Here is a 20977-nt window from a genome sequence, read left to right as displayed (position 1 = left end):
GACGAACAGAAAGGGGAACTCGGCCTCCCCGGCGCAGATGTCAACAGCGATGGACGCACGGGCAAAATTCAGCCGGGCCTCCCAATCAAATGATTGATTGGCTGGCGCAGGTGCGCTAGGACGCCGCTCCCCAGAGTTGAGCGCCATGCCGAGCGAGCCCCTACCCAAACGTTGCAGTGGCGATGATCGTCGGCGTGCCGTCGCGCTGGCGGCGCGCGCCATCATTGTCGAGCGAGGGCTCGAGGGCTTGCGCACGCGCGACATTGCCGCCCGCGTCGGCATCAATATCGCGACACTCCATTACCACGTGCCCAGCAAGGAAGCCCTGATCGCGCTAGTGGCGGAAAGCCTGCGCGCCGATTTTCGCGCCCAGGCCGAGCGGCGTCCCCGCACCGGCAAGAACGGGCTCGAGCAATTGCGCCTCGAATTCGAGGAATTTCGCGAGATCGTGGAAGACACGCCGGAGCTCATTATCGTTTTGACCGAAATGATGGAGCGCGGTCGCCGTGATCCGGCGATCGCCGCCATCATGGCGCCGCTGCACGATTTGTGGCGCAGCCAATTCGTCGAGCTGTTCGAGCTGGGCATCGGCGATGGCTCGTTCCGCCCCGATCTCGACCCGCTGGCGGCCGCGCTCATTGCCACGGGTGCCCTCAGCGATCACTGGCGGCTCTGGACCGCACACCGCACTTCGCTCGAGCGCGTCTTTGCCGAACTCGAGCGCGCCTTTGGCGCCCCCCAAACTGTCCAAGGAAAGCAAGACCATGTCCACAGCTAATCCCGCATCGGCGGCCATGCCCGACACGGCCGATCCCCGGCGCTGGCCGGCGCTGTTCGTGCTGTTGATCGCCAACTTCATGAATCTGATCGATGTGACCATCGTCAATGTGGCCCTGCCCAGCATGCGCGAGGGGCTGGGGGCGACCGACAGCCAGATCGAATGGGTGGTTGCCGCCTTTGTGCTGGCTTTCGCCCTAGGCCTGCTGCCGTTCGGGCGGCTGGGCGAGGCCGCACCCACATGTTCCTGTGGGGCGTCGGCGCCTTTACTGCCGCTTCAGCGCTTTGCGGCATGGCGCCTAATATCGAATTCCTGATCATCGCCCGCGTGATCCAGGGTCTTGCCGGCGCCATGATGACGCCGCAGGTGCTGGCCATCGCGACGGTGACCTTTCCGCCCCATGAACGAGGCCAGGCCTTTTCCCTATTCGGCTTGTCGGCGGGCCTCGCTTCGGTGTGCGGACCCATCCTGGGTGGCTTGCTGATTTCCGCCAATCTGTTCGGTCTGGAATGGCAGCCGATTTTTCTCGTCAACATCCCGGTGGGCATTGCCGCCATTGTTGCAGGCTATCTGCTGATCCCCCGATTGCCAGGCCATGCCGGGCTCAAGAATGACTATGTCGGCATCGTGCTGTTCGGCGCCAGCATCGTGCTGCTGGTGTTTCCCATCATCGAAGGACGTGCCTATGGCTGGCCGGCCTGGTGCTTTGCGATGATTGTGGCTGGGGTGGTCGGGCTCGTCCTCTTTACGCTTTGGACGCGCAACCGGGCGCGCCTCGGCGAGCCACAGCTGCTCAACTTCGACCTCATCACCAACAAGGACTTCATGTTTGGTGCCTTGGTGATCACCGTGTTTGCTTCCGGCATTCCCGGCATGTTCATGGTGATATCGCTGCTGCTCCAGTCGGGCTTCGGCTTTACCCCACTGGAGTCCGGCCTGACCAACACGCCATTCTCCGTGGGCGTGCTGCTGGCGTCGCTCATCGCCGGGCGCCTCGGTTCGCGCCAGCTGCGGGGGCGGCTGGCGGCCTCGGGCGTGCTGTTGTCATCGGGGATCTTGTGGCTCCATTTCATCATTGCCGCTGCCCGCGACAGCATCGATCACTGGAGCTTTCTTGCGCCCCTGCTGATTGCCGGTATTGGACTAGGTTTGGGCTTCTCGTCCTTGTTCCAGCTGGTGCTGCGCTATGTGCCGCCCCGCGATGCCGGAGCCGGTTCGGGCGCGCTGCAGGCCTTCCAGCAGGTAGGTGGGGCCCTGGGCATTGCGCTAGTGGGCGAGCTGTTCTTCGGGCGCCTAGGTTCGGGACTGGCTGCAGGCACCACGCCCCAGATCGCCTTTGCCGATGCAGCAAGCTTTGCCCTGTGGTATCAGGTGGCGAGCTTTTTCCTGGTGCTCCTGGCAGTGCCGCTGTTTAAGCGCGGCAGTGGGCAGGGACAAGGGCAGGGGGCTCCGGCCGCGCAGGTGGTGGTGGAACACTAGCAGCAAACACAAAGGCCGCCCCAAAAGGCGGCCTTTTTTATTCCAGCAGAGATGCGTTGGGGCTCAGCGCACGATCAGCGTGCCGGCGCCGTGCTCGGTGAAGAGCTCGACCAGCACGACATGCGGGGTCTTGCCGTTGAGGATCACCACGCCCTCGACGCCATTGTCGAGCGCTTCAAGGCAGGTTTCGACCTTGGGGATCATGCCACCCGAAATCGTGCCGTCGGCGATCAGCGCCTTGGCCTCGCGCACCGACAGTTCCGGGATCAGCTTGCCATTGGCGTCGAGCACCCCCGGCACGTCGGTCAGGAACAGGAGGCGCTTGGCGCCGAGCGAGCCGGCAATGGCCCCGGCAAAGGTGTCCGCATTGATGTTGTAGGTCATGCCATCGCGCCCGGGAGCGACCGGCGCGATCACCGGGATCATCTCGGAGCGGGCGAGCAGGTCAAGGAGGGTGCGGTCCACTTCCACCGGCTCACCGACAAAACCCAGATCGAGCACGCGCTCGATATGGGAGCCGGGATCGCGCACCTTCTTTTCGGCCTTGCGAGCAAAGACCATGTTGCCGTCCTTGCCGCAGAGGCCAATCGCCCATTCGCCTTCGGCATTGATGAGGGCGACGATTTCCTTGTTGATGGAGCCGGCCAGCACCATTTCCACCACATCCATGGTGCGCTGGTCGGTGACGCGCAGGCCACCCTCAAACTTGGATTCGATGCCGAGATTTTTGAGCATGGACGCAATCTGCGGCCCGCCCCCATGCACCACGATCGGATTGACCTTGGATTGCTTGAGCAGCGCGATGTCGCGCGCAAAGGCCTGGCCGAGGGCCTGGTCGCCCATGGCGTGGCCACCATACTTGACCACGACGGTCTTGCCTTCATAGCGCTGCATATAGGGCAGCGCCTGAGCCAGGATCCCCGCATCATGGGAGAACCGGTCGACTGTGTTGTTTTCCTGCGTCATGGACAGACCATTTCTCCCCGAAGCGGGCCAAAAGACGGTTGAGGGTCTAGAGCATGACGCGGCAAAGGAAAAGACGCTATCGGCCATTTGCCAGCGCCTCGATGCGCTGAGCCCTTGCGGATTTGCCGCCGCCCGCTACAACACAGGTTATGCAGACACCGAGCCCCGAGATCGCCGAGCTGATTTCCCGCTGTGCCTTGCGCGATCGCGCGGCGTTCCGCAGCCTTTACGAGCGCACTAGCGCGAAACTATTCGGCGTCGTGCTGCGTATCTTGAAGGACCGCTCGGAAGCCGAAGAGGCCATCCAGGAGGTGTATGTAAAGATCTGGCAGCGCGCCGATCGCTATGTTCCTGGCCATACTAGCCCGATCAGCTGGCTGGTGGCCGTGGCGCGCAACCATTCGCTCGATATTCTCCGGGCGCGCCGCCCCGTTGCCGACGACATCGACACGGCGCTCGATATTGCGGACGACGCACCCAACCCCGAACAGGCGGCCGCTGATCGCCAGGTCCGCGGGCAGATCGATAGTTGCCTGCAAACCCTCGAGCCCGACCGGGCCGAAGCGGTTCGCGGCGCCTATCTGGATGGCTTTAGTTATGAGGAGCTGGCCCAGCGGCACAGCATCCCCTTGAACACGATGCGAACCTGGCTGCGGCGCAGTTTGCTCAGATTAAGAGAGTGTCTTTCGGCATGAGCATGGGTGAACAGAGCGGCGGAGATGCCAGCGGGCGACGCGCGCTTGTTGCCGAATATGTGCTCGGGCTGCTCGGGCCGGATGAGCATCGTCGCGTGGCAGAGATGATCGCCGATGATCGGACACTGCAGGAAGAAGAGCACTTCTGGACCTCCAGCTTCGCCGCTCTGGATGCCGAGTTCGCCGAAGCGCCGGTGCCGGCGCGATTGCTGGCGCGGATCGAGGGGCGCCTGTTCGGCCAGCCAGAGCCAGCCCGGGGCTGGGGCAGTTTCTGGGATAGTCTGGCGTTCTGGCGCGCTGTGGCGGCCGGAGCGGCGGCGGTGGCGGTGATCGCCATTGGCGCCAACCTCCTGCGCCCCGAACTGGGGTCTGAAGCTTTGGCGACCCAACTCGTGGCGGCGCTCGAGGCCGAAGGCAGCGATGTGCGCTTCCTCGCCTTTTACGACGGCGCGGGCACGTTGCGGTTGACGGCTCTTTCGGGGGCAACCGCGGCCGACCAGGACCTCGAACTCTGGGCCATCGAGGATGACAGCGTGATCTCCATGGGCGTTGTGCCCATTGGCGAGGCGATCGAGGTCAAGGTTTCTCCCGAAATCCTCGAACATTGGGGCGAAGGCTCAAGCCTTGCGCTGACGCTTGAGCCCAAGGGTGGCTCGCCCACCGGCGTGGCCACCGGCCCGATCGTGGCGCAGGGCCAGGTTACTCGCATCTAGCAGAGGCCTCTGCTTAGCTCGGGCGGTTCAGGGGCGCGACCTGGTTCGCGCCCTTTTCTACGTCGTCTCTCAAGCAATGAGCGCTGCCGGCGTACGAACCCGAGCGGCAAAAAGTTTCAGCGCTTTTCCCGGTTTCGGTGCTGAAATCGCCGAAACTGCCCACGGCAGGCCTCCGTACCTTCCCATGTCCGAGCCAATAACGGGCAAACAATCACGAGGAAGGAACTCTACAATGAAGCTCTCCACACTTGCTGTTACCGCCATGCTCTCGGTTACCGCCTTTGGCGGCGTCGCCTTTGCCCAGGATAATCCTGAAGTCGGCGGCGCAGCCATGTCTGCCGACAAGAACATCGTCGAGAACGCCAGCAATTCAGCTGATCACACCACCCTGGTTGCTGCCGTAAAGGCCGCCGGCCTCGTGGATACGCTTTCGGGCGAGGGCCCGTTCACCGTTCTGGCCCCGACCAACGAAGCCTTCGAGGCGCTGCCCGAAGGGACTGTCGAAAACCTGCTCAAGCCCGAAAACAAGGAAATGCTCTCCACTATCCTTGCCTGCCACGTGATCCCGGCCAAGGCGCTGTCCACTGACATCGTCTCCATGGTCGAGGAAGATGGCGGCGAGCACGAAGTTGAGACCGTTGGCGGTTGCACGCTGACCCTCGCCGCCGCTGATGGCGGCGTGACCGTTACCGACGAGAACGGCACCGTCGCCAATGTCACGATTGCCGACGTGATCCAGTCCAATGGCGTGATTCACGTGATCGACGCCGTGCTGACGCCCAAGTCGGACATGTAATCAGCAAGGGGCGGCCGCACCCGCCTTGCGCTGAGGGGGTTCGCCTTCGGGCGGACCCTCACCAAATATTGTGATGCGCACCATTCAAGCGCTACCTAGACTGCACAACAGCGCCCCGCATAGGCGGTTTTGGTTTTTGAGGAGCATGCCGTGGCCGTTTCCCGTCGAACCATTTTGCTTGGTGGCAGTGCTGTTGCAGCCCTCGGCGCCTTCTCGATGCTGCGCCCCGCCGGCAGCATCGCCGCTGAAGGCAAGTTTCCGTTCAAGCTCACCGATGCCGAATGGCAGGCCAAGCTCGAGCCCGCCGTCTATGATGTGCTGCGCCACGAAGGCACCGAGCGCGCTTTCACCTCCCCGCTCAATGACGAGCATCGCACCGGAATTTTCCACTGCGCCGGCTGCGACGAGGCCTTGTTCGACTCCGCCACCAAGTTCGATAGCGGCACCGGCTGGCCCAGCTTTTACACCTTCATTGAAGGGGGTGTCGGCACTTCAGTGGATGATTCTTTGTTCATGACCCGAACCGAGGTGCACTGCGCCAATTGCGGCGGCCACCAGGGCCATGTGTTCGAGGATGGTCCCGCCCCGACCGGCTTGCGCTATTGCATCAATGGGGTTGCCATGCGGTTTGTCCCCGCCACGGCGTAGCTCGGTCTTGCAGGCTCAACTGCTTGTCCGATAAGGATCGACGGTTCATCCGATCGGCATCCTCATGAAACTCACAATCCTGCAGACCGGCGAAGTCCCCGACGAACTGCGTTCGCGCTTCGGGCCTTATCATCGATGTTCCGGCGCATGTTCGAGGAAGTCGGCGCCGATTTCAGCTATGATGTGGTGCCTGTGGGAGCAGGTGCCGTTCCGCCCGACCTCGATAGGGTGGAAGCCATCCTGATTACCGGCTCATCGGCCGGGGTGTATGACGATCTGCCCTGGCTCGATCCGCTGCGCGACTTCATCCGCCGGGCCTATGCGCGGAGCACACCCATGGTCGGGGTCTGCTTTGGTCACCAGATTATGGCCGATGCACTGCGCGGCACGGTGCGCAAATCCGAGAAAGGCTGGGGTATCGGGCGTCACCGCTATGATGTTGTGGCCAAACCCGCCTTCATGGGCTCGGCGCCAGCAAGCTTTGCGATCAGCTGTTCGCACCAGGATCAGGTGATCACGGCCCCGCCGAAGCCCAGATACTGCTCGCGTCACCTTTCACGCCCAATGCCGGCCTGATCTATCGCAACGGGGCCGCGCTCAGCCTGCAGCCTCATCCCGAATTCACCGACGACTACGCTTTGGCTTTGGCTGAACTGCGTCAGGGCGTTGCGGCCGACAATGTCGTTGCGGCCGCGCGTGCATCCTTCACGACGCCATCGGACAGCCGGGCAGTGGCGGGCTATCTCGCCAGCTTCCTTGCCAGCCGCTGAGCGGGGGCTCAGCTCTCGAGCAGCATTGCTATTTCGGTGCGCAGTTCGCGCAGGCCATCGCCTTTGGCGCTCGAAGTGAGGATCACCTGCGGGTGAGCCGCCGGGCGCTTGGCGATGGCCGCCTGGGTCGCCGCGATGACCTTTTTAAGTTCTTCCGCCGAAGGCTTGTCGGCTTTGGTGAGGATGATCTGGTAACTAACGGCCGACTTGTCGAGCTCGTTCATCACGGTCAGGTCGTTGTCCTTTGGGCCGTGGCGGCCATCAACCAGCACATAAACCCGGCGCAGCGTCGCCCGCCCGGTCAGATACTGGTGAATAAGCTTGGTCCAGGCGCGCACCTTGTCTTCGGGCGCCTTGGCGTAGCCATAACCCGGCATATCAACGATGCGCAGCTCTGCGCTGGTGCTCTCAAAGATGTTGAGCTCCTGCGTCCGTCCGGGCGTGTTGGACGTGCGGGCGAGCCCCGAAGTGCCGCAGAGGGCATTGATCAGCGAGGATTTGCCCACATTGGACCGCCCGGCAAAGGCGATCTCGACCTTGTCCATGGGCGGCAGGTCGGCGATGCGTACGCAGCCTTTCACGAACACAAAGGGGCGCGCGAAGAGCAGGCGTCCTTTTTCGATGATGTCGGGCGAATAGTCTGGTGCGCTCATGGGGTCTCGTCATTCAAAAGGCAGAGCCCGCCGGTGTGGCTCCGGCGGGCTCTAGCATGGATAGTGGTGTTTGGCGATTACGCCTTGGGCGGCTCGGCGGCCTTGGGCTTGCGCTTGAAGCTGTCGAGGATGTTACCCAGGAGGTTCACCTCGGCGCCGTGCCGCTTCATGATGAACCACTGCTGCGTGATCGAGAGCGTATTGTTCCAGGCCCAGTAGATCACGAGACCTGCGGGGAAGGTGCCGAGCATGAAGGTGAAGATCACTGGCATCCAGTTGAAGATCATCGCCTGAGTCGGATCTGGCGGCGGCGGATTGAGCTTCATCTGCACCCACATTGTGATGCCCATGATCACGGGCCATACGCCGAGATGCAGGAAACCACCGATCAGGGGCAGGGCGGTCGGATCCCAGGGGATCAGGCCGAACAGGGTGAAGATATTGGTGGGATCGGGCGCAGCCAGATCGCGGATCCAGCCAAAGAATGGCGCATGCCGCATTTCAAGGCTAATGAAGATAACGGTGTAAAGGGCGAAGAACACCGGGATCTGGATCAGGATCGGCCAGCATCCAGACAGCGGATTGATCTTTTCCTTCTTGTAGAGCTCCATCATCGCCTGTTGCTGGGCGGGACGGTCGTCCTTGAGGCGCTCCTGGATGGCTTTCATCTCTGGCTGCACGCGTCGCATTGCCGCCATGGAGGCATAGGAACGGCTCGCCAGCGGAAAGAAGATCGCCTTGACGATCACGGTCACCGCGAGGACCGCGAGGCCGAAATTGCCCAGAACACCATGCAGGAAGGTCAGCAGGTGGAACATGGGTTTGGTGATGAAGTGCAGCCAGCCCCAGTCGATCAACAGCTCCAGCCGGTCAAAGCCATATTGCTGCTCGTAGGAGGCAATAACGGCTTCTTCCTTGGCGCCGGCAAAGACATAGGTCTCGTGCGTGGCGCTGCCGCCTGGTGGCACTACAACCGGCGTCGTTTCCACGAAACTGGTCTGGTAATCGTCATAGCCGGCATTGTTCTTCCAGGAGAACAGCGCGTTGATGCTGGCCTGCGGGTTGGGCAGCACGGCGGTTGCCCAATACTTGTCCGAAAAGCCGAGCCAGCCCTGCGTGTTGTCGATCTGGCGGCGCTGATCCTTCTGCAGATCGCTATATTTCAGCGAAACGAGATTGTTCGAGCCAAGGACGCCGTGCGGGCCTTCATGCTGGATGAAGAAGTTCTGCACCTTGGGCGTTCCATACCGAACAACCCGCGAATAGGGGAACAGCGACACCTGAGTGGGGCTGAGATTTTCCACGTTCTGGGTGACGGTGAACAGGTAATGCTCGTCCACCGCAAAGGTGCGCCGGAAAATAAGGCCCGCGCCATTGTCAAAGCGCAGCGTGACCGGCGTTTCGGGCGTCAGAACGGTATTGTCGCCTTCGAGCGTCCATACGCTTTGCGCGGTGGGCAGCGGGACATTGGCGCCGCCAGCGGCCACCCAGCCTTGCTCGATGAAGTAAGCATTGGGCGCGCCGGCCGGAGTCAGCAGCGTGATGATGGGTGAATCCGGCTCAACCGTTTCACGATATTGCTTGAGTTCGAGATCGTCGATCCGCGCGCCGGTCAGGTTGATCGAGCCGAGCAGGTCAGGCGTGTCGATCGTGATGCGCTGCGTTGCCGCGACAGCGGTTTCGCGATCGGGATAAGAAGGGTTGCCATCCGCACCAATGGCTCCAGGTGCAACTGATGTGCCCGCTTCGGTGGTCGCGGGTGTCGCGAGCGCCGCTTCGCTCTGGGCCTGTTCCGCCGCGATCTGCGCCTGCTGCTGGGCGCGCTCCAGCTGCGGCCCTGCCACAAAGAACTGCCAGCCGAACAGCACCACCATGCTCAAGATGATGGCGATGATCACGTTGCGGTTGTCTGTCATGGTCGGGGATTCCGGTGGCCACTGCGGCCCGAAGGGTTGCGCTGGTCTGGTGAGCGCTCCTGGTGCACCCGCCCAATGGCGATGCCGAGGTCCTTGACCAGCTTAGTGAAAGGCTCGCTGAGCGCTTCGGGCCTGCCGACCATTACATAATCATGGCCGGGCCGAAAAAAAGGCGCGCATTCGGTCGCAGCCGCACGAAGCCTGCGCTTGATGCGGTTGCGCTGGGGCGAGTTGCCCGTTTTTTTGGTAACTGTAAAGCCGATGCCCGCATCCGGATCCGCCGCGGCGATGGCCTGCAGCGAAAAGGCGGAACGCCCGGCGCGATTGCCCCGGGCGGCCCGCAAAAACTGCGATCGCTTACGCAGCCGACGCAAGGAACTTACGGCTTCATCCACGGCCGTCATCCGGCCAGCAGCACTCAGGCCGTGAGCTTCTTGCGACCGTCGCGGCGACGCTTGTTGATGATCGCACGACCATCCTTGGTTGCCATGCGGGCGCGGAAACCGTGGCGACGGGCACGCACGAGCTTGCTGGGCTGATATGTACGCTTCATAACATCAAACCGCGCCTGCGCCCGGTTCCTCTTATTGGCTCTGCTTGCGCAAGAAAATGGGGGCACAGGTCAAGCGCGGGGCTCGGACGGTGCCGGTTGGTGGCGTCTATAGGCAAAACGGGGCGGCAAGTCAACGCGCCACCACACCCTTGCGCAAGATCGGCTGGGGAGAGCGGAGCGCTGTTGTTTTCAACCGCGGATCGCCCCATAACGCGCTATCTTTACCTTGGCCAGCGGCAATGGCGGAACTGAGCAAACCTGATCTCTGCATCATTGGCGCCGGATCGCTGGGCGTGGAACTGGCGTGTCGCGCCCGCCGCTATGGCGCGAGCGTAGTGCTGGTGGATCGCGGTCACCCCGAGGCGGGCGACGGAGTGGCCCAGACAGTGGCCTTGGCTGCCCTGGCCGGTATCGCTGCGCGCGCCCACAGCTGGCGAACTGGCGCTGCGGTCGGTCTTGCCGGCGATCCGCCCAAGATCAACTACCGCGCCGTCAGCGAGCAGGTGAGTCGCGTCGTGGCGGAACTAGCCCCCGAGCGCTCGACCGAGCGTTTGCAGGCGCTTGGCATTGTTATCCTCACCGGCGCCCCGGCATTTGCAGACAAGCAAACGCTGGTTGTCGGCCAGACCACCATCCGGGCCGAACACTTCATTCTTGCAACGGGGGCCACCCCGAAGATACCGGCGATCCCTGGGCTGGAGGATGTGCCGTTTTTCACCCCCGACACCATTGTCGCCAACACGCGAAAGCTGACCCATCTTGTGGTGATTGGCGGCGATGCCGCAGCTCTCGAACTGGCACAGGTCCATGCCCTGCTGGGCTCGCAGGTGACGCTGACCTCGCCCGGGGCGATCCTGTCAGAAGCGGATGCGGAGAGCCGAGCCATTCTCCTGCGCGCCTTGGCGGAAGAGGGGATCGCCTTCCACGAGAATGTGGAAATTACGGTTTTGCCGCGCAAGCTGGGCATCGGGGTGCAGTTGCAGCACTTCGGAAGCGAAACCACCTTGCTGGATGCCTCCCACCTGCTGGTGACCACGGGCCGCATCCCTGATCTCGAAGGGTTGGACCTTGCTAAGGCCGGCATCGCCCCCCCAGACCAGCAGCCAGAGCAGATCAAGGTGAGCGCGGTCGGTCGTACGACCAATAATCGCGTCAGCGCGGTGGGCGGCGCTGCCAACGAGAATCATCCCCATGCCGCGCGCCGCGCTGGCGAAGCGCTGTTGGGCCGGCTGCTGCTGGGCAAGAAGACCTCGAATTCAAAGCTTGCTCCCACCCTGGTGATGACATCGCCTGAACTGGCCCAGATCGGCCTCACGGAGCCGCGCGACGGTGCATCCGGGCAGCAGATCTTGCGGGCCAACTGGAGCGAGAACCCGAAGGCCCGCGCCTCGGGTGCTGCGCATGGAGCCGCCAAGCTCGTGGTCAACAATGACGGCACCCTTGCCGGTGCGGCGCTGGTCGGGATTGGGGCGGCCGAAATGCTGGCCATCATCGTCCTTGCGATGGAGCGGCGCCTGCCTGTGGTCGAGTTGGCGCAATTGGTGCTGCCCCATCCTAGTTTTGCCGAAGTGCTGCGTAGCGCGGCCGAGCAGTTCGAGGGCAAAACTGCATCTGCGCCCGCCACACGGCGCCGTCTCAAGCTGCCGCGCTTGCTAGGCTGAGCGGGGCTTACCAGCGCGCCTCAATTGACTATAATGGCTGGGATGACAGCCGCGCGCAATGTTATGCCGGGCCGGTTCTCCGGCCTGTCCATCAAACTCATTGTCACCATCATCGCCGTGATCCTGACGGTGGAGGTGGTGGTGTATCTGCCGTCCGTCGCCAGCTTCCGCGCCAATTGGCTCAATGACCGCATGCGCGTCGGCATGGTGGCAGCCCGCGTGCTCGATGCCGTGCCCGATGTGCCGGCCCTGCCGCGCAGCCTCACCGATCGGCTTTTGACCTCGGCGGGTGCCAACGCCATTGTGTATCGGCGCGAAGGGCAAAGTCAGATGATCGAGCTGACCGAGCCGATCACACCCGACCGCGTGGTTACGGCCGATATCCGCGAATCCAATCCCTTTGCCTTGATCATGGGTGCCATGGATACGCTGTTTGCCGGCCCGGGACGGACCCTGCGTATTGTGGGGGAGGGGGATGTCGACGAAAGCCTGCTTGAAGTGCTGATGCCCGAACGCCCATTGCGCCAAGACCTGCTGGATTATTCCCGCGATATTGTGCTGGTGTCCTTCATCATCGCCGCGCTGACTGCCGTGGCTCTTTACCTGATGGTCAGCCGGCTGTTCATCTATCCAGTGCGCCGGCTCACCGCCAATATGCTGGCCTTCCGGCAGGCGCCGGAAAATGCGAGCCTGATCCTGGCCCCGTCCGGCCGCCGCGACGAGATCGGCATTGCCGAGCGGGAACTGGCCGCCATGGAGGCCGATCTGTTCTCGATGCTGCGTCAGCGCCAGCATCTGGCCGATCTCGGGCTCGCCGTCGCCAAGATCAATCATGATTTGCGCAACACCCTGACCTCGGCCCAATTGCTGTCCGACCAGGTGGCCACCCTTGACGATCCCAAGGTGCAGCGCCTCGCGCCCCGTCTCGTGACCACCCTCGACAAGGCAATCGGCTTTGCCCAATCGGTGCTGGATTACGGCCGTGAAAGCGCTGCGCTGCCGGTACTGGCGCCGGTGGCGTTGCGTGCCCTGGTGGAGGACGCAGCCTTTGATGCCCGCCTTGTGGGGCACCCAACGATCAGCTTCCACAATGAAACGCCTCAGGAGCTGCGCCTCAATGTCGACCAAACCCAGCTCGGCCGATTGCTGGTGAATCTGCTGAAGAATGCCCGTGAGGCGCTCGAGGCTGCTGGCGTCAAGGTGGAGTCGCCCCAGGTCAGCGTATCCGCCGGGGAGCGGGACGATGGCCTTGTTATTGCGGTGAGCGACAATGGGCCAGGACTCCCCCCGCGCGCCCGCGACAATTTGTTCGTCGCCTTTGAAGGCTCCGCCCGCGCGGGCGGGACCGGACTTGGTCTGGCAATCGCGCGCGAAATCGCCGAGGCCCATGGCGGGCGGCTGGTGCTGGCCCAACAGGACCAGGGAACCCGCTTCGAGCTGATCTTGCCCTTATCGCTGCGCTTGTCGTGAGGCCCTGTGGATTTTCCCGGCACGGCCTTGCCAACCCCGGATCACCCATGTATGGGTTGCCGCGCTTGCTGCAGAGAGCGGTTCCGACCGCCTCCCACACCAAGCGGCCAGACATGGCCTGCGCGCCCTTAGCTCAGCTGGATAGAGCACCAGACTACGAATCTGGGGGTCAGGAGTTCGAATCTCTTAGGGCGCGCCATTCCTTTTCCATGACTTAGATTATTCCACCCGCCTTTGCCGCAGTGCTCGGCGAGGTCGGTTGTGAGTGGGCGAGCTTTCCCTTGGGGGACGGTTGCCAGCCGGCGGCCGCGCCGGCTGGCAACCAGATGCGTTTACGTCTCCTGCAGGCTTCTTCGGACCGCGAGGCGGGTCATTTTCTCGCTAAGCGTTCGCCGGGGGACCTGGAGGGTTTCGGCAACGGCCGCGACCGAGCCGGCGTGGAGAGACAGTTCGGCCTCGATGACGTGCCGTTCATAGCTCGCGACACGATCGGCCAGGCTCAGGCCCGAAACTGGCACCGCCTTGATGCGCGGATCAAGGATCGCCTGGAGCGAATGGCCCGAGGGGTGAAGACCTAGCGCAAAGCGTTCGGCGGCGGCGCGCAACTCGCGCACATTGCCCGGCCAGGAATGCATCACCAGGGCATTGATGTCGGCGGGGTGGAGCGGAGGCACCGGCCGGCCAAAGCGGTGGGCGGCTTGGGCGAGGAAATGGTGGAACAGCACCACGCAATCATCTCCGCGCTCACGCATCGGGGGCAGCTGGAGCGTCGCCATGTTGAGGCGATAAAACAGGTCCGCGCGGAATCGCCCGGCCTCTGACTCGGCGCGCAGATCCACTTTGGACGCGGCAACAATGCGCAGATCGAGCGGGATCTGCCGATTGGAGCCCAGACGCTCAACCGTTCGCTCCTGGATCACCCGCAGCACCTTGGCCTGCGCGAGGAGCGGCATGGATTCGATCTCGTCGAGCAGCAGCGTGCCGCTATTGGCGAACTCGAACTTGCCGATCCGCTGGCCCTTGGCGCCGGTGAAGGCGCCCCCTTCATGGCCAAAGAGCTCGGACTCGATGAGCTCGGCCGGGATCGCGGCGCAGTTGACGGCGACGAACGGGCCCTTGGCGCGGGGGGAGAAATCATGAAGGCACCGGGCGACCACTTCCTTGCCCGTGCCGGTTTCCCCCAGCACCACGACGTCGGTTGGAATGGGGGCGAGCTCACGGATGGCATGGCGCAGCTCTTCCATGATCCCTGAGGCGCCGACCAGGCGGGCGGCGAGTTCATTTTCGCCCCCATCGAGGCGCCGCCGCAGCTGGGCGATTTCGCGCTTGAGCGCGGCCTGCGACACGGCGCGATGCAGGCTGGCGACCAGTTCGTCGGGCACATAGGGCTTTTGCAGAAAATCAAAGGCGCCCGCGCGCATGGCTTCAACCGCCATTGGCACGTCACCATGACCGGTGATGAGGATGACCTCGGTGGGCAGCGCGCGGTCACGAACAGTGCGCAACAGGTTCATGCCGGAAAGGCCAGGCATGCGCACATCCGTCAGCACCACATCGGGGTGCACGTCATCGAGCGCGAGCAAGGCCTCGTCGGCATTGCCCGCGACCTGCACGGCAAACCCGGACAGGCGCAGCCATTGCGCCAGCGCCGTGCGCACCATCTCCTCGTCATCAACGATCAACACCAGGGGATTGCTCATGCAGGAATTTTCTCCGCGACGGTAGAGTGGGCGAGGGGGAGGCGAACGGTGAAGGTGGAGCCTTGCTTGGGGGAGCTGCGCACGCTGATCGCGCCACCGAGGTCTCGGACCAGCCCATAGGAAATAGCCAGGCCGAGCCCGAGCCCCCGGCCGACCTCTTTGGTTGTGTAAAACGGATCGAAGAGATTGCCGATGTCTGATGGCGCGATGCCCGAGCCGGTGTCGGCGACGACAATCTCGGCGCTACGCCCATGCTGGTGCACACCGATGGACAGCACCCGGGCGGCGCTGTGCTCCATGGCATCAGCCGCATTGGACAACAGGTTGATCACCACCTGTTCGAGGTGAACGGGGTTGCCGGGCACGAGGAGCTTGCTGCCATGGCGCTGGTATTCCACATCAATGCCAAAGGCGCGCAACTTGTGGTCCACGAGGTCAAGCGCATTGCTGATCACAGCGCCCAGCTCAGCCTGTTGTTCAATCCGCGTGTCCTTGCGCGCGAAGGTTTTGAGATGGCTCGTCAGGGCCGCGAGCCGATCCACCACCTTGTCCATGGTCGTCAGGATCGGTGTGATCTCGGAACCAGGAGAACGGGCGGCGATGAGCTTGGCGCTGGCCAGATGGGTGGTGAGGGCCGCGACGGGTTGGCTCACCTCATGGGCGACCCCGGCCAGCGCCTGGCCGAGGCTGGCGAGCTTGGCTGCCTGCACCAATCCCGCCTGCGCCTCGGCCTGAGCCCGTTCGGCATAGATGCGCTCAGCGATCTCGGCACGAAGCGCTTCATTGGCGACATGGACCGCTTCGGTGCGTTCGGCAACGCGCTGCTCGAGCTGCTCGTGATCGGCTAAACGTTCGGCCACGATGCGTTGCCGCTGCCACAGAAGGGCCAGGATCAGGAGGAGGGCCGAGGCGCCGAGCGCAGCGGCGGCTGCCGCGGTCCACGCTGCCCGGAACAGCGGTGCCGTCGGCGTAAACGAAACCAGGCGCCATTGATGGGTCGGCAACCGCATTTCATCAACCAGGAACAGGCCCCAGGTCTCACTGTCCTGGCCGGTCAGGTAGGCAAGCTGGGCTCGCCGCGACGGCCAGATATCGGCAGCAATGGGGGTTTCGACCCAGCCCGCGTCGCCATAGCGGCGCTGTTCGGTAATACGGGTCAACTCCGCAGGTGATGGCGCCAGGAGCGGGCGATAGCGCCAATCGGGTCGAGTGGAAAGGATCGCGACAGTGTTGACGTCAACAATGGCGATCAACTCGCCCGAACGCCACCAGGTGGCCTCGATCTCCCCAAGATTGATCTTGGTGACCGCAACCCCCAATGGCCCATCGGGTCCATCGATCCGGCGTGCCAGAAAGTATCCCGCGACGCCCGTGACGTTGCCCACGGCGTAGAACTTGGCGTCGCCGTCCAACATGGCCTCTTCGAAATAAGGCCGGTAACCCAGATTCTCGCCGACGAAACTGTCATAGGCCCACCAGTTGGAGGCGGCCACCACCTGCCCATCCGTAGCCATGACAAAAAGCTCGCTGCCGCCGGCAGCGTCGTTGAGCTTGGACAAGAATCCATTGGCGCGCTCGCGCAGTTCCTCGTCGCCCGGGCTGAGCAGGACATCGCGCGCTTCGGCCGCGAGGGCCACTGAGGCGGGGAGATAATGAAAGCGCTCGATGATCGCTTCGAGCGTGCGATCAAACAAGGCGAGGCGCCGCTCGGCCTCGTGCCCCGCATTGTTGATCGCTCCCGCCAGCGCCAGCTCAAAGCTGGCCCAGCCGACCGCCGCCACCAGCACCAATGCACCGGTGGCACAGATAAGCTGGGTGCGGCTGATGAAACCCGATGCGGTAAACCAGCTTGCCAATGATCCTCCTGGCAGGTTTTTGCCTGAACTTGGCGGCCACGCGGCAAGTTCTTGCCAGAATAGCTAGCACGCCAGAAGCGCGCCGCATATCTGCCTTGCGTCTGCCGCTTGGCACGGCGATTGCAATGATGTGTGCATCGGGGTGGCCGCAATTCGCTGCCCTTTGCTATCCCGGGAGGATCAATAATGAAAAAGACTCTAACTACCCTCGTCGCCGGCGCACTGGTTGCCGGGTTCAGCCTGACTGGCACCGCCTTTGCGCAGGACTATCCCACCAAGCCCATCACGGTTGTGGTCCCATTCTCCGCCGGCGGTCCGACTGACACGGTGGCACGGCTCGTCGCCGAAGTGATGAGCGAGGATCTTGGCCAGCAGGTCGTGGTGCAAAACGTGGGCGGCGCTGGCGGCACGTTGGGGGCCGGGCAGGTCGCAACCGCGCCAAATGACGGCTACACGCTGCTGCTGCACCATATCGGCATGTCCACGGCGCCGACCCTCTACCGTAGCCTGCCCTATGATCCGACCACCGATTTCGAGCCGATAGGCTTGATCACCTCGGTGCCGATGACGTTGGTGGCACGCAAGGATTTCGAGCCGACGACGCTTGCTGAACTGCTCGAATACATCAAGGCCAATGGCGAGGACATCACCTATGCCCATGCCGGCATTGGTTCGGCGAGCCAGTTGTGCGGCATGCTGCTGATGGACTCGCTCGATACGCAGATGACCACCGTGCCCTATCAGGGCGCCGGCCCGGCCATGACCGACATTATCGGGGGCCAGATCGACATGATCTGCGACCAGACCACCAATACGACCAGCCAAATCCAGGCCGGCGAAGTGAAGGCTTATGCGGTCACGACGCCCGAGCGGTTGGGCAATTTGCCTGACCTGCCAACCACCGTCGAAGGCGGGCTGGAACTGGAAATCGGCGTCTGGCACGGTCTTTATGCGCCTGCCGGCACCGATGCAGCGATCATTGCCCGGCTCGAAGCCGCGCTCCAGGCCGCTTTGGCGAACGAAACCGTGGTGAGCCGCTTTGCCGAACTAGGCACCGTCCCGGTTTCTGCCGATGAAGCGACCCCCGCAGCACTGACCGAGACCCTGACCAGCCAGATTGCACTGTGGAAAGGCGTGATCGAAGCCGCCGGCGTCTTCGCCGAGTAAGGCGCGCGAGGTCTAAGGACCCCGTGCTGTCGAGTGTCGAGGTCGTGGCGCGATGCGCCGCGACCTGGCCCTCGCGAATCGACACTGCATCTAAGCGCAGAAAAGGAGTGACCGGCTGATGGCGGTCAATGCATCGACTAAAGAGCTCGTTTCCGGCGGGCTGTTTGTGGCCTTCGGCACCTATTTCGCCACCGAAGCCCTGCACTATGAAGTGGGCACGGCCTTTCGCATGGGCCCGGGCTTCATGCCGCTGATGCTGGGGGGTGTACTCGTCGCCCTTGGCGCTGCAGTGGCCATCAGCGGGCTGGGCAAGCCCGACAAGGAAACACGTTCGCCGCCGTCCTGGCGGGCGATCGTGCTGATACTCGGCACGATCATCTTTTTTGCCGCAACGATCCGGGGCCTCGGCTTTGTGCCCGTGGTCTTCATTTCTGCGTTCGCCACCGCGATGGCCAGCCGCAACAATTCGCCCATCTTTGCCGCGATCTTGGCGGTGGGACTGACGGTGATGTGCGCGCTGATCTTTGTGATCGGACTTGGCTTTTCCGTGCCGCTCGTCGGCCCTTGGCTCGGGCGATAGGAGACAGCCATGGATATCATTGCTTCGCTTGGACTTGGGTTTTCCGTCGCGCTCGATCCGATCAACATCTTTTATTGTTTCATCGGCGTCCTGCTGGGCACCCTGGTGGGCGTATTGCCCGGCATCGGGCCTACCGCCACCATCGCCATGCTCCTGCCGATTACCTTTTCGCTCTCGCCGGCCACCGCCTTGATCATGCTCGCCGGCATTTATTACGGCGCCCAATATGGCGGCTCCACCACCGCGATCCTGATCAACCTGCCCGGGGAATCCTCCTCGGCCGTAACCGCGATCGATGGCTACCAAATGGCCAAGCAGGGCCGTGCTGGTCCCGCCCTTGCCACCGCCGCCCTGGGCTCGTTCTTTGCCGGGACCGTGGGCACGCTGTTGCTGGCCTTTTTCGCGCCGCCCTTGGCGCGAGCGGCGCTCAATTTCGGTGCGCCCGAATATTTCGCGCTGATCGTGCTGGGCCTGCTGGTCTCCATCGCGCTGGCGCATGGCTCAATCCTCAAGGCCCTCGCCATGATCGTGCTGGGCCTGCTGCTGGGCATGGTTGGGCAGGACATCTATACCGGCCAGCCACGCTTCACCTTCGGCATTCGCGAGCTTTATTCCGGGCTCAACTTTGTGTCCGTTGCCGTGGGTATTTTCGGTGTCGCCGAAATCCTGCGCAATCTCGAGGTCGAAAAGGGCCGCGAGGTCATGATCAAGGCGGTCAAGAACCTGTGGCTGACCAAGGAGGATTTTCGCCGCTCGACCGGGCCGGTGCTGCGCGGCACGGCGCTGGGTTCCGTGCTCGGCATCCTGCCCGGTGGCGGGCATATCCTGGCGTCCTTCGCGTCCTATTCTGCCGAAAAGCGGCTGAGCAAGAACCCGCAGGAATTCGGACACGGCGCCATCGAGGGTGTCGCCGGGCCAGAATCGGCCAACAATGCCGCGGCGCAAACCAGCTTCATTCCGCTGATGACGCTGGGTATCCCCGCCCATCCCGTGATGGCGCTGATGGTGGGTGCCTTTATTCTGCAGGGCATCACCCCCGGCCCCAACGTCATCAATGACCAGCCGGCGCTGTTCTGGGGCATCATCGCCTCGATGTGGATCGGCAATGTGCTGCTGGTGCTGCTTAACCTGCCGCTGATCGGGCTGTGGGTGAAACTGCTCTCCATTCCCTACCGGGCGCTGTTTCCCGCCATCGTGCTTTTTGCCTGTATCGGCTGCTTCTCGATAAACCAGAACATCTACGACATCTATGCCATCGGGTTCTTCGGCATTGTCGGTTATGTGCTGATCCGGTTCGGTTGCGAGCCGGCGCCGCTGCTGCTGGGCTTTGTGCTGGGGCCGCTGCTCGAAGAGCATCTGCGCCGCGCCATGATCATCTCGCGGGGCGATCCGATGATCTTTGTCACCCGGCCCATCTCGGCAACCCTGCTCGCCCTGGCGGTTCTGGCGGTGGTGATTGCGGTGCTGCCCAATATCCGCAAGAAACGGCAGGAGGTTTTTGTCGAGGAGGACTGAGACCGCTTTTTCAAGCTACATCAAACGGGCGAATGTCCGCCGCAGAGCGGCTTCGCCCATTCATCGGGAGGAATAAATGCAACCAACGTCTTTGCTTGTCGCCGCCTTGTCACTCGCCTCAGCCCTGGTCACTCCAGCCTTGGCGCAAGACAATTTCCCCACCAAGTCCATCAACCTCGTTGTGCCCTTTGCACCCGGCGGCTCCACCGATCTGGTGGGGCGCGTTGTTGCCGAAGCCATGAGCCAGCAACTTGGCCAGCAGGTGCTGGTGGTCAACCAGGCCGGTGCCGGGGGCGTGCTCGGCGCCACTGCGGTGGCCGACGCAGCTCCAGACGGCTACACGATCCTGATGGGCACCATCGCCACCCATGCCCTCAGCGCCTCGCTCTACACCACGCCGCCCTTTGATCCGGTGGCCGATTTCACGCCGATCTCCCTGCTGGTGACGGTGCCCAATGTGCTTTTGGTCAATCCTGATTTCCCAGCCAACAATGTCGAGGAGCTGATTGCCGAGCTCAAGAGCAAGCCCGAAGAATATGCCTATGCCTCTTCAGGGAATGGCACGCCCCTCCACCTTTCAGGCGAAGTGTTCAAATCCATGGCCGGGGTAGAAATGGTTCACGTTCCCTATCAGGGTTCGGGCCCTGCACTGGTGGACGCCATCAGCGGCGCCGTGCCGATCATCTTCGACAATCTGCCTTCCGCGAGCGAGCACATGAAGGGCGGTACGCTGCGGGCGCTGGCGGTTACGACGCTCGAGCGCTCGCCCAGCTTCCCCGACCTGCCGACCATGGATGAATCTGGAGTTCCCGGTTACGAAACCAACACCTGGAATGCGCTTTTTGCGCCAGCTGGGACGCCGCCCGAAGTGATCGCCAAGCTTAATGAGGCAGCGGTCGCCGCGGTCAAGGATCCCGCTGTGACGGCCCGTTTGGCAGAAGTAGGGGCTGTTGTCGTCGGCTCCACACCCGGGGAACTGGGGGAATATGTGCAGGCCGAAGTGCAGCGCTGGGCGCCAGTGATTGCCGAGGCGGGCGTCAAGATCCAATAAAGCTTGCCGC

Annotated in this window: 21 protein-coding genes, 1 tRNA gene and 1 pseudogene; 16 read left to right on the top strand and 7 right to left on the bottom strand. The window is 63.0% G+C overall.

Annotated elements, in window-relative coordinates:
• Nucleotides 1–145 precede the first annotated feature (145 nt).
• The 3 genes and pseudogenes from AC3YOG_RS01775 (at nt 146) to AC3YOG_RS01765 (ending at nt 2257) form a co-directional block, all read left to right on the top strand.
• The gene (locus AC3YOG_RS01775; RefSeq protein ID WP_489933836.1) at nt 146–778 is read left to right on the top strand and encodes a TetR/AcrR family transcriptional regulator; all 633 of its coding nucleotides are present in this window, start codon (nt 146–148) and stop codon (nt 776–778) included.
• Nucleotides 765–1321, top strand: a pseudogene (locus tag AC3YOG_RS01770) (MFS transporter); the annotation flags it as partial. The gene AC3YOG_RS01775 and the pseudogene AC3YOG_RS01770, both read left to right, overlap by 14 nt.
• 168 nt (nt 1322–1489) lie before the next feature.
• Nucleotides 1490–2257, top strand: a complete 768-nt coding sequence (locus AC3YOG_RS01765; RefSeq protein ID WP_489934540.1) for an MFS transporter — start codon at nt 1490–1492, stop codon at nt 2255–2257.
• A 63-nt stretch (nt 2258–2320) separates the two neighbouring features.
• Here the strand turns inward: AC3YOG_RS01765 and argB are convergent, their stop codons facing one another.
• Nucleotides 2321–3223 (bottom strand): acetylglutamate kinase, encoded by a 903-nt coding sequence (gene argB / locus AC3YOG_RS01760; RefSeq protein ID WP_127751890.1) that lies wholly within the window; start codon nt 3221–3223, stop codon nt 2321–2323.
• A 149-nt stretch (nt 3224–3372) separates the two neighbouring features.
• Here argB and AC3YOG_RS01755 point away from each other — a divergent pair, with 149 nt between their 5' ends.
• From AC3YOG_RS01755 to AC3YOG_RS01730, 6 genes are all read left to right on the top strand, one after another.
• Nucleotides 3373–3918: a sigma-70 family RNA polymerase sigma factor gene (locus AC3YOG_RS01755; RefSeq protein WP_489933835.1), complete on the top strand. Its 546-nt coding sequence runs from the start codon at nt 3373–3375 to the stop codon at nt 3916–3918.
• Nucleotides 3915–4631: an anti-sigma factor gene (locus AC3YOG_RS01750; protein ID WP_489933834.1), complete on the top strand. Its 717-nt coding sequence runs from the start codon at nt 3915–3917 to the stop codon at nt 4629–4631. The genes AC3YOG_RS01755 and AC3YOG_RS01750 overlap by 4 nt, the downstream gene beginning before the upstream one ends.
• Nucleotides 4632–4863: 232 nt before the next feature.
• Nucleotides 4864–5427 carry a fasciclin domain-containing protein gene (locus AC3YOG_RS01745; RefSeq protein ID WP_489933833.1) on the top strand — a complete coding sequence of 188 codons (564 nt, stop codon included), beginning with the start codon at nt 4864–4866 and terminating at the stop codon, nt 5425–5427.
• A gap of 216 nt (nt 5428–5643) precedes the next feature.
• A complete protein-coding gene (gene msrB, locus AC3YOG_RS01740) occupies nt 5644–6075 on the top strand; it encodes a peptide-methionine (R)-S-oxide reductase MsrB (protein WP_489934539.1) in 432 nt (143 codons plus the stop codon).
• Nucleotides 6076–6222: 147 nt separating this feature from the next.
• Nucleotides 6223–6651, top strand: coding sequence for a type 1 glutamine amidotransferase (locus tag AC3YOG_RS01735; protein WP_489933832.1), 429 nt, complete (start codon nt 6223–6225; stop codon nt 6649–6651).
• A gap of 62 nt (nt 6652–6713) precedes the next feature.
• On the top strand, nt 6714–6845 hold the full coding sequence (locus tag AC3YOG_RS01730) for a hypothetical protein (RefSeq protein WP_489933831.1): 132 nt from the start codon (nt 6714–6716) through the stop codon (nt 6843–6845).
• 8 nt (nt 6846–6853) lie between these two features.
• On the opposite strand, the gene yihA is transcribed toward AC3YOG_RS01730, so the two are convergent.
• The 4 genes from yihA to rpmH all read right to left on the bottom strand — a co-directional run bounded on the left by yihA (nt 6854) and on the right by rpmH (nt 9967).
• Entirely contained in the window at nt 6854–7498 is a 645-nt protein-coding gene (yihA, locus tag AC3YOG_RS01725; RefSeq protein WP_172122359.1) for a ribosome biogenesis GTP-binding protein YihA/YsxC, read from the bottom strand.
• 77 nt (nt 7499–7575) lie between these two features.
• Nucleotides 7576–9414, bottom strand: a complete 1839-nt coding sequence (yidC, locus tag AC3YOG_RS01720; RefSeq protein ID WP_173088790.1) for a membrane protein insertase YidC — start codon at nt 9412–9414, stop codon at nt 7576–7578.
• A complete protein-coding gene (gene rnpA / locus AC3YOG_RS01715) occupies nt 9411–9818 on the bottom strand; it encodes a ribonuclease P protein component (RefSeq protein ID WP_489933830.1) in 408 nt (135 codons plus the stop codon). Before rnpA ends, yidC begins: the two co-directional genes overlap by 4 nt.
• Nucleotides 9819–9832: 14 nt before the next feature.
• Nucleotides 9833–9967: a 50S ribosomal protein L34 gene (gene rpmH / locus AC3YOG_RS01710; RefSeq protein ID WP_127751898.1), complete on the bottom strand. Its 135-nt coding sequence runs from the start codon at nt 9965–9967 to the stop codon at nt 9833–9835.
• A 239-nt stretch (nt 9968–10206) separates the two neighbouring features.
• Between rpmH and AC3YOG_RS01705 the strand changes: the two genes are divergently transcribed.
• The 3 genes from AC3YOG_RS01705 to AC3YOG_RS01695 all read left to right on the top strand — a co-directional run bounded on the left by AC3YOG_RS01705 (nt 10207) and on the right by AC3YOG_RS01695 (nt 13297).
• Nucleotides 10207–11628: an FAD-dependent oxidoreductase gene (locus tag AC3YOG_RS01705; RefSeq protein WP_489933829.1), complete on the top strand. Its 1422-nt coding sequence runs from the start codon at nt 10207–10209 to the stop codon at nt 11626–11628.
• Nucleotides 11629–11661: 33 nt separating this feature from the next.
• Nucleotides 11662–13098 (top strand): sensor histidine kinase, encoded by a 1437-nt coding sequence (locus AC3YOG_RS01700; protein ID WP_172122362.1) that lies wholly within the window; start codon nt 11662–11664, stop codon nt 13096–13098.
• A 122-nt stretch (nt 13099–13220) separates the two neighbouring features.
• Nucleotides 13221–13297 (top strand) — tRNA-Arg (locus AC3YOG_RS01695).
• Between the two features lie 133 nt (nt 13298–13430).
• Here the strand turns inward: AC3YOG_RS01695 and AC3YOG_RS01690 are convergent.
• The gene (locus tag AC3YOG_RS01690; RefSeq protein WP_489933828.1) at nt 13431–14798 is read right to left on the bottom strand and encodes a sigma-54-dependent transcriptional regulator; all 1368 of its coding nucleotides are present in this window, start codon (nt 14796–14798) and stop codon (nt 13431–13433) included.
• Nucleotides 14795–16654 (bottom strand): ATP-binding protein, encoded by a 1860-nt coding sequence (locus AC3YOG_RS01685; protein ID WP_489933827.1) that lies wholly within the window; start codon nt 16652–16654, stop codon nt 14795–14797. Before AC3YOG_RS01685 ends, AC3YOG_RS01690 begins: the two co-directional genes overlap by 4 nt.
• 186 nt (nt 16655–16840) lie before the next feature.
• Between AC3YOG_RS01685 and AC3YOG_RS01680 the strand changes: the two genes are divergently transcribed.
• The 4 genes from AC3YOG_RS01680 to AC3YOG_RS01665 all read left to right on the top strand — a co-directional run bounded on the left by AC3YOG_RS01680 (nt 16841) and on the right by AC3YOG_RS01665 (nt 20967).
• Complete coding sequence (locus AC3YOG_RS01680; protein WP_489933826.1) at nt 16841–17821, top strand: tripartite tricarboxylate transporter substrate-binding protein; 981 nt, start codon at nt 16841–16843, stop codon at nt 17819–17821.
• A gap of 118 nt (nt 17822–17939) precedes the next feature.
• Entirely contained in the window at nt 17940–18401 is a 462-nt protein-coding gene (locus tag AC3YOG_RS01675) for a tripartite tricarboxylate transporter TctB family protein (RefSeq protein WP_489933825.1), read from the top strand.
• Between the two features lie 9 nt (nt 18402–18410).
• Nucleotides 18411–19916 carry a tripartite tricarboxylate transporter permease gene (locus AC3YOG_RS01670; protein ID WP_489933824.1) on the top strand — a complete coding sequence of 502 codons (1506 nt, stop codon included), beginning with the start codon at nt 18411–18413 and terminating at the stop codon, nt 19914–19916.
• A gap of 76 nt (nt 19917–19992) precedes the next feature.
• Nucleotides 19993–20967 carry a Bug family tripartite tricarboxylate transporter substrate binding protein gene (locus tag AC3YOG_RS01665; protein WP_489933823.1) on the top strand — a complete coding sequence of 325 codons (975 nt, stop codon included), beginning with the start codon at nt 19993–19995 and terminating at the stop codon, nt 20965–20967.
• The last annotated feature ends 10 nt before the right edge of the window (nt 20968–20977 follow it).

This window comes from Devosia sp. Z6_126, assembly GCF_058133495.1.
Note: the sequence above shows the minus strand (reverse complement) of the source record. Positions and strands in the feature narration are given on the sequence as shown.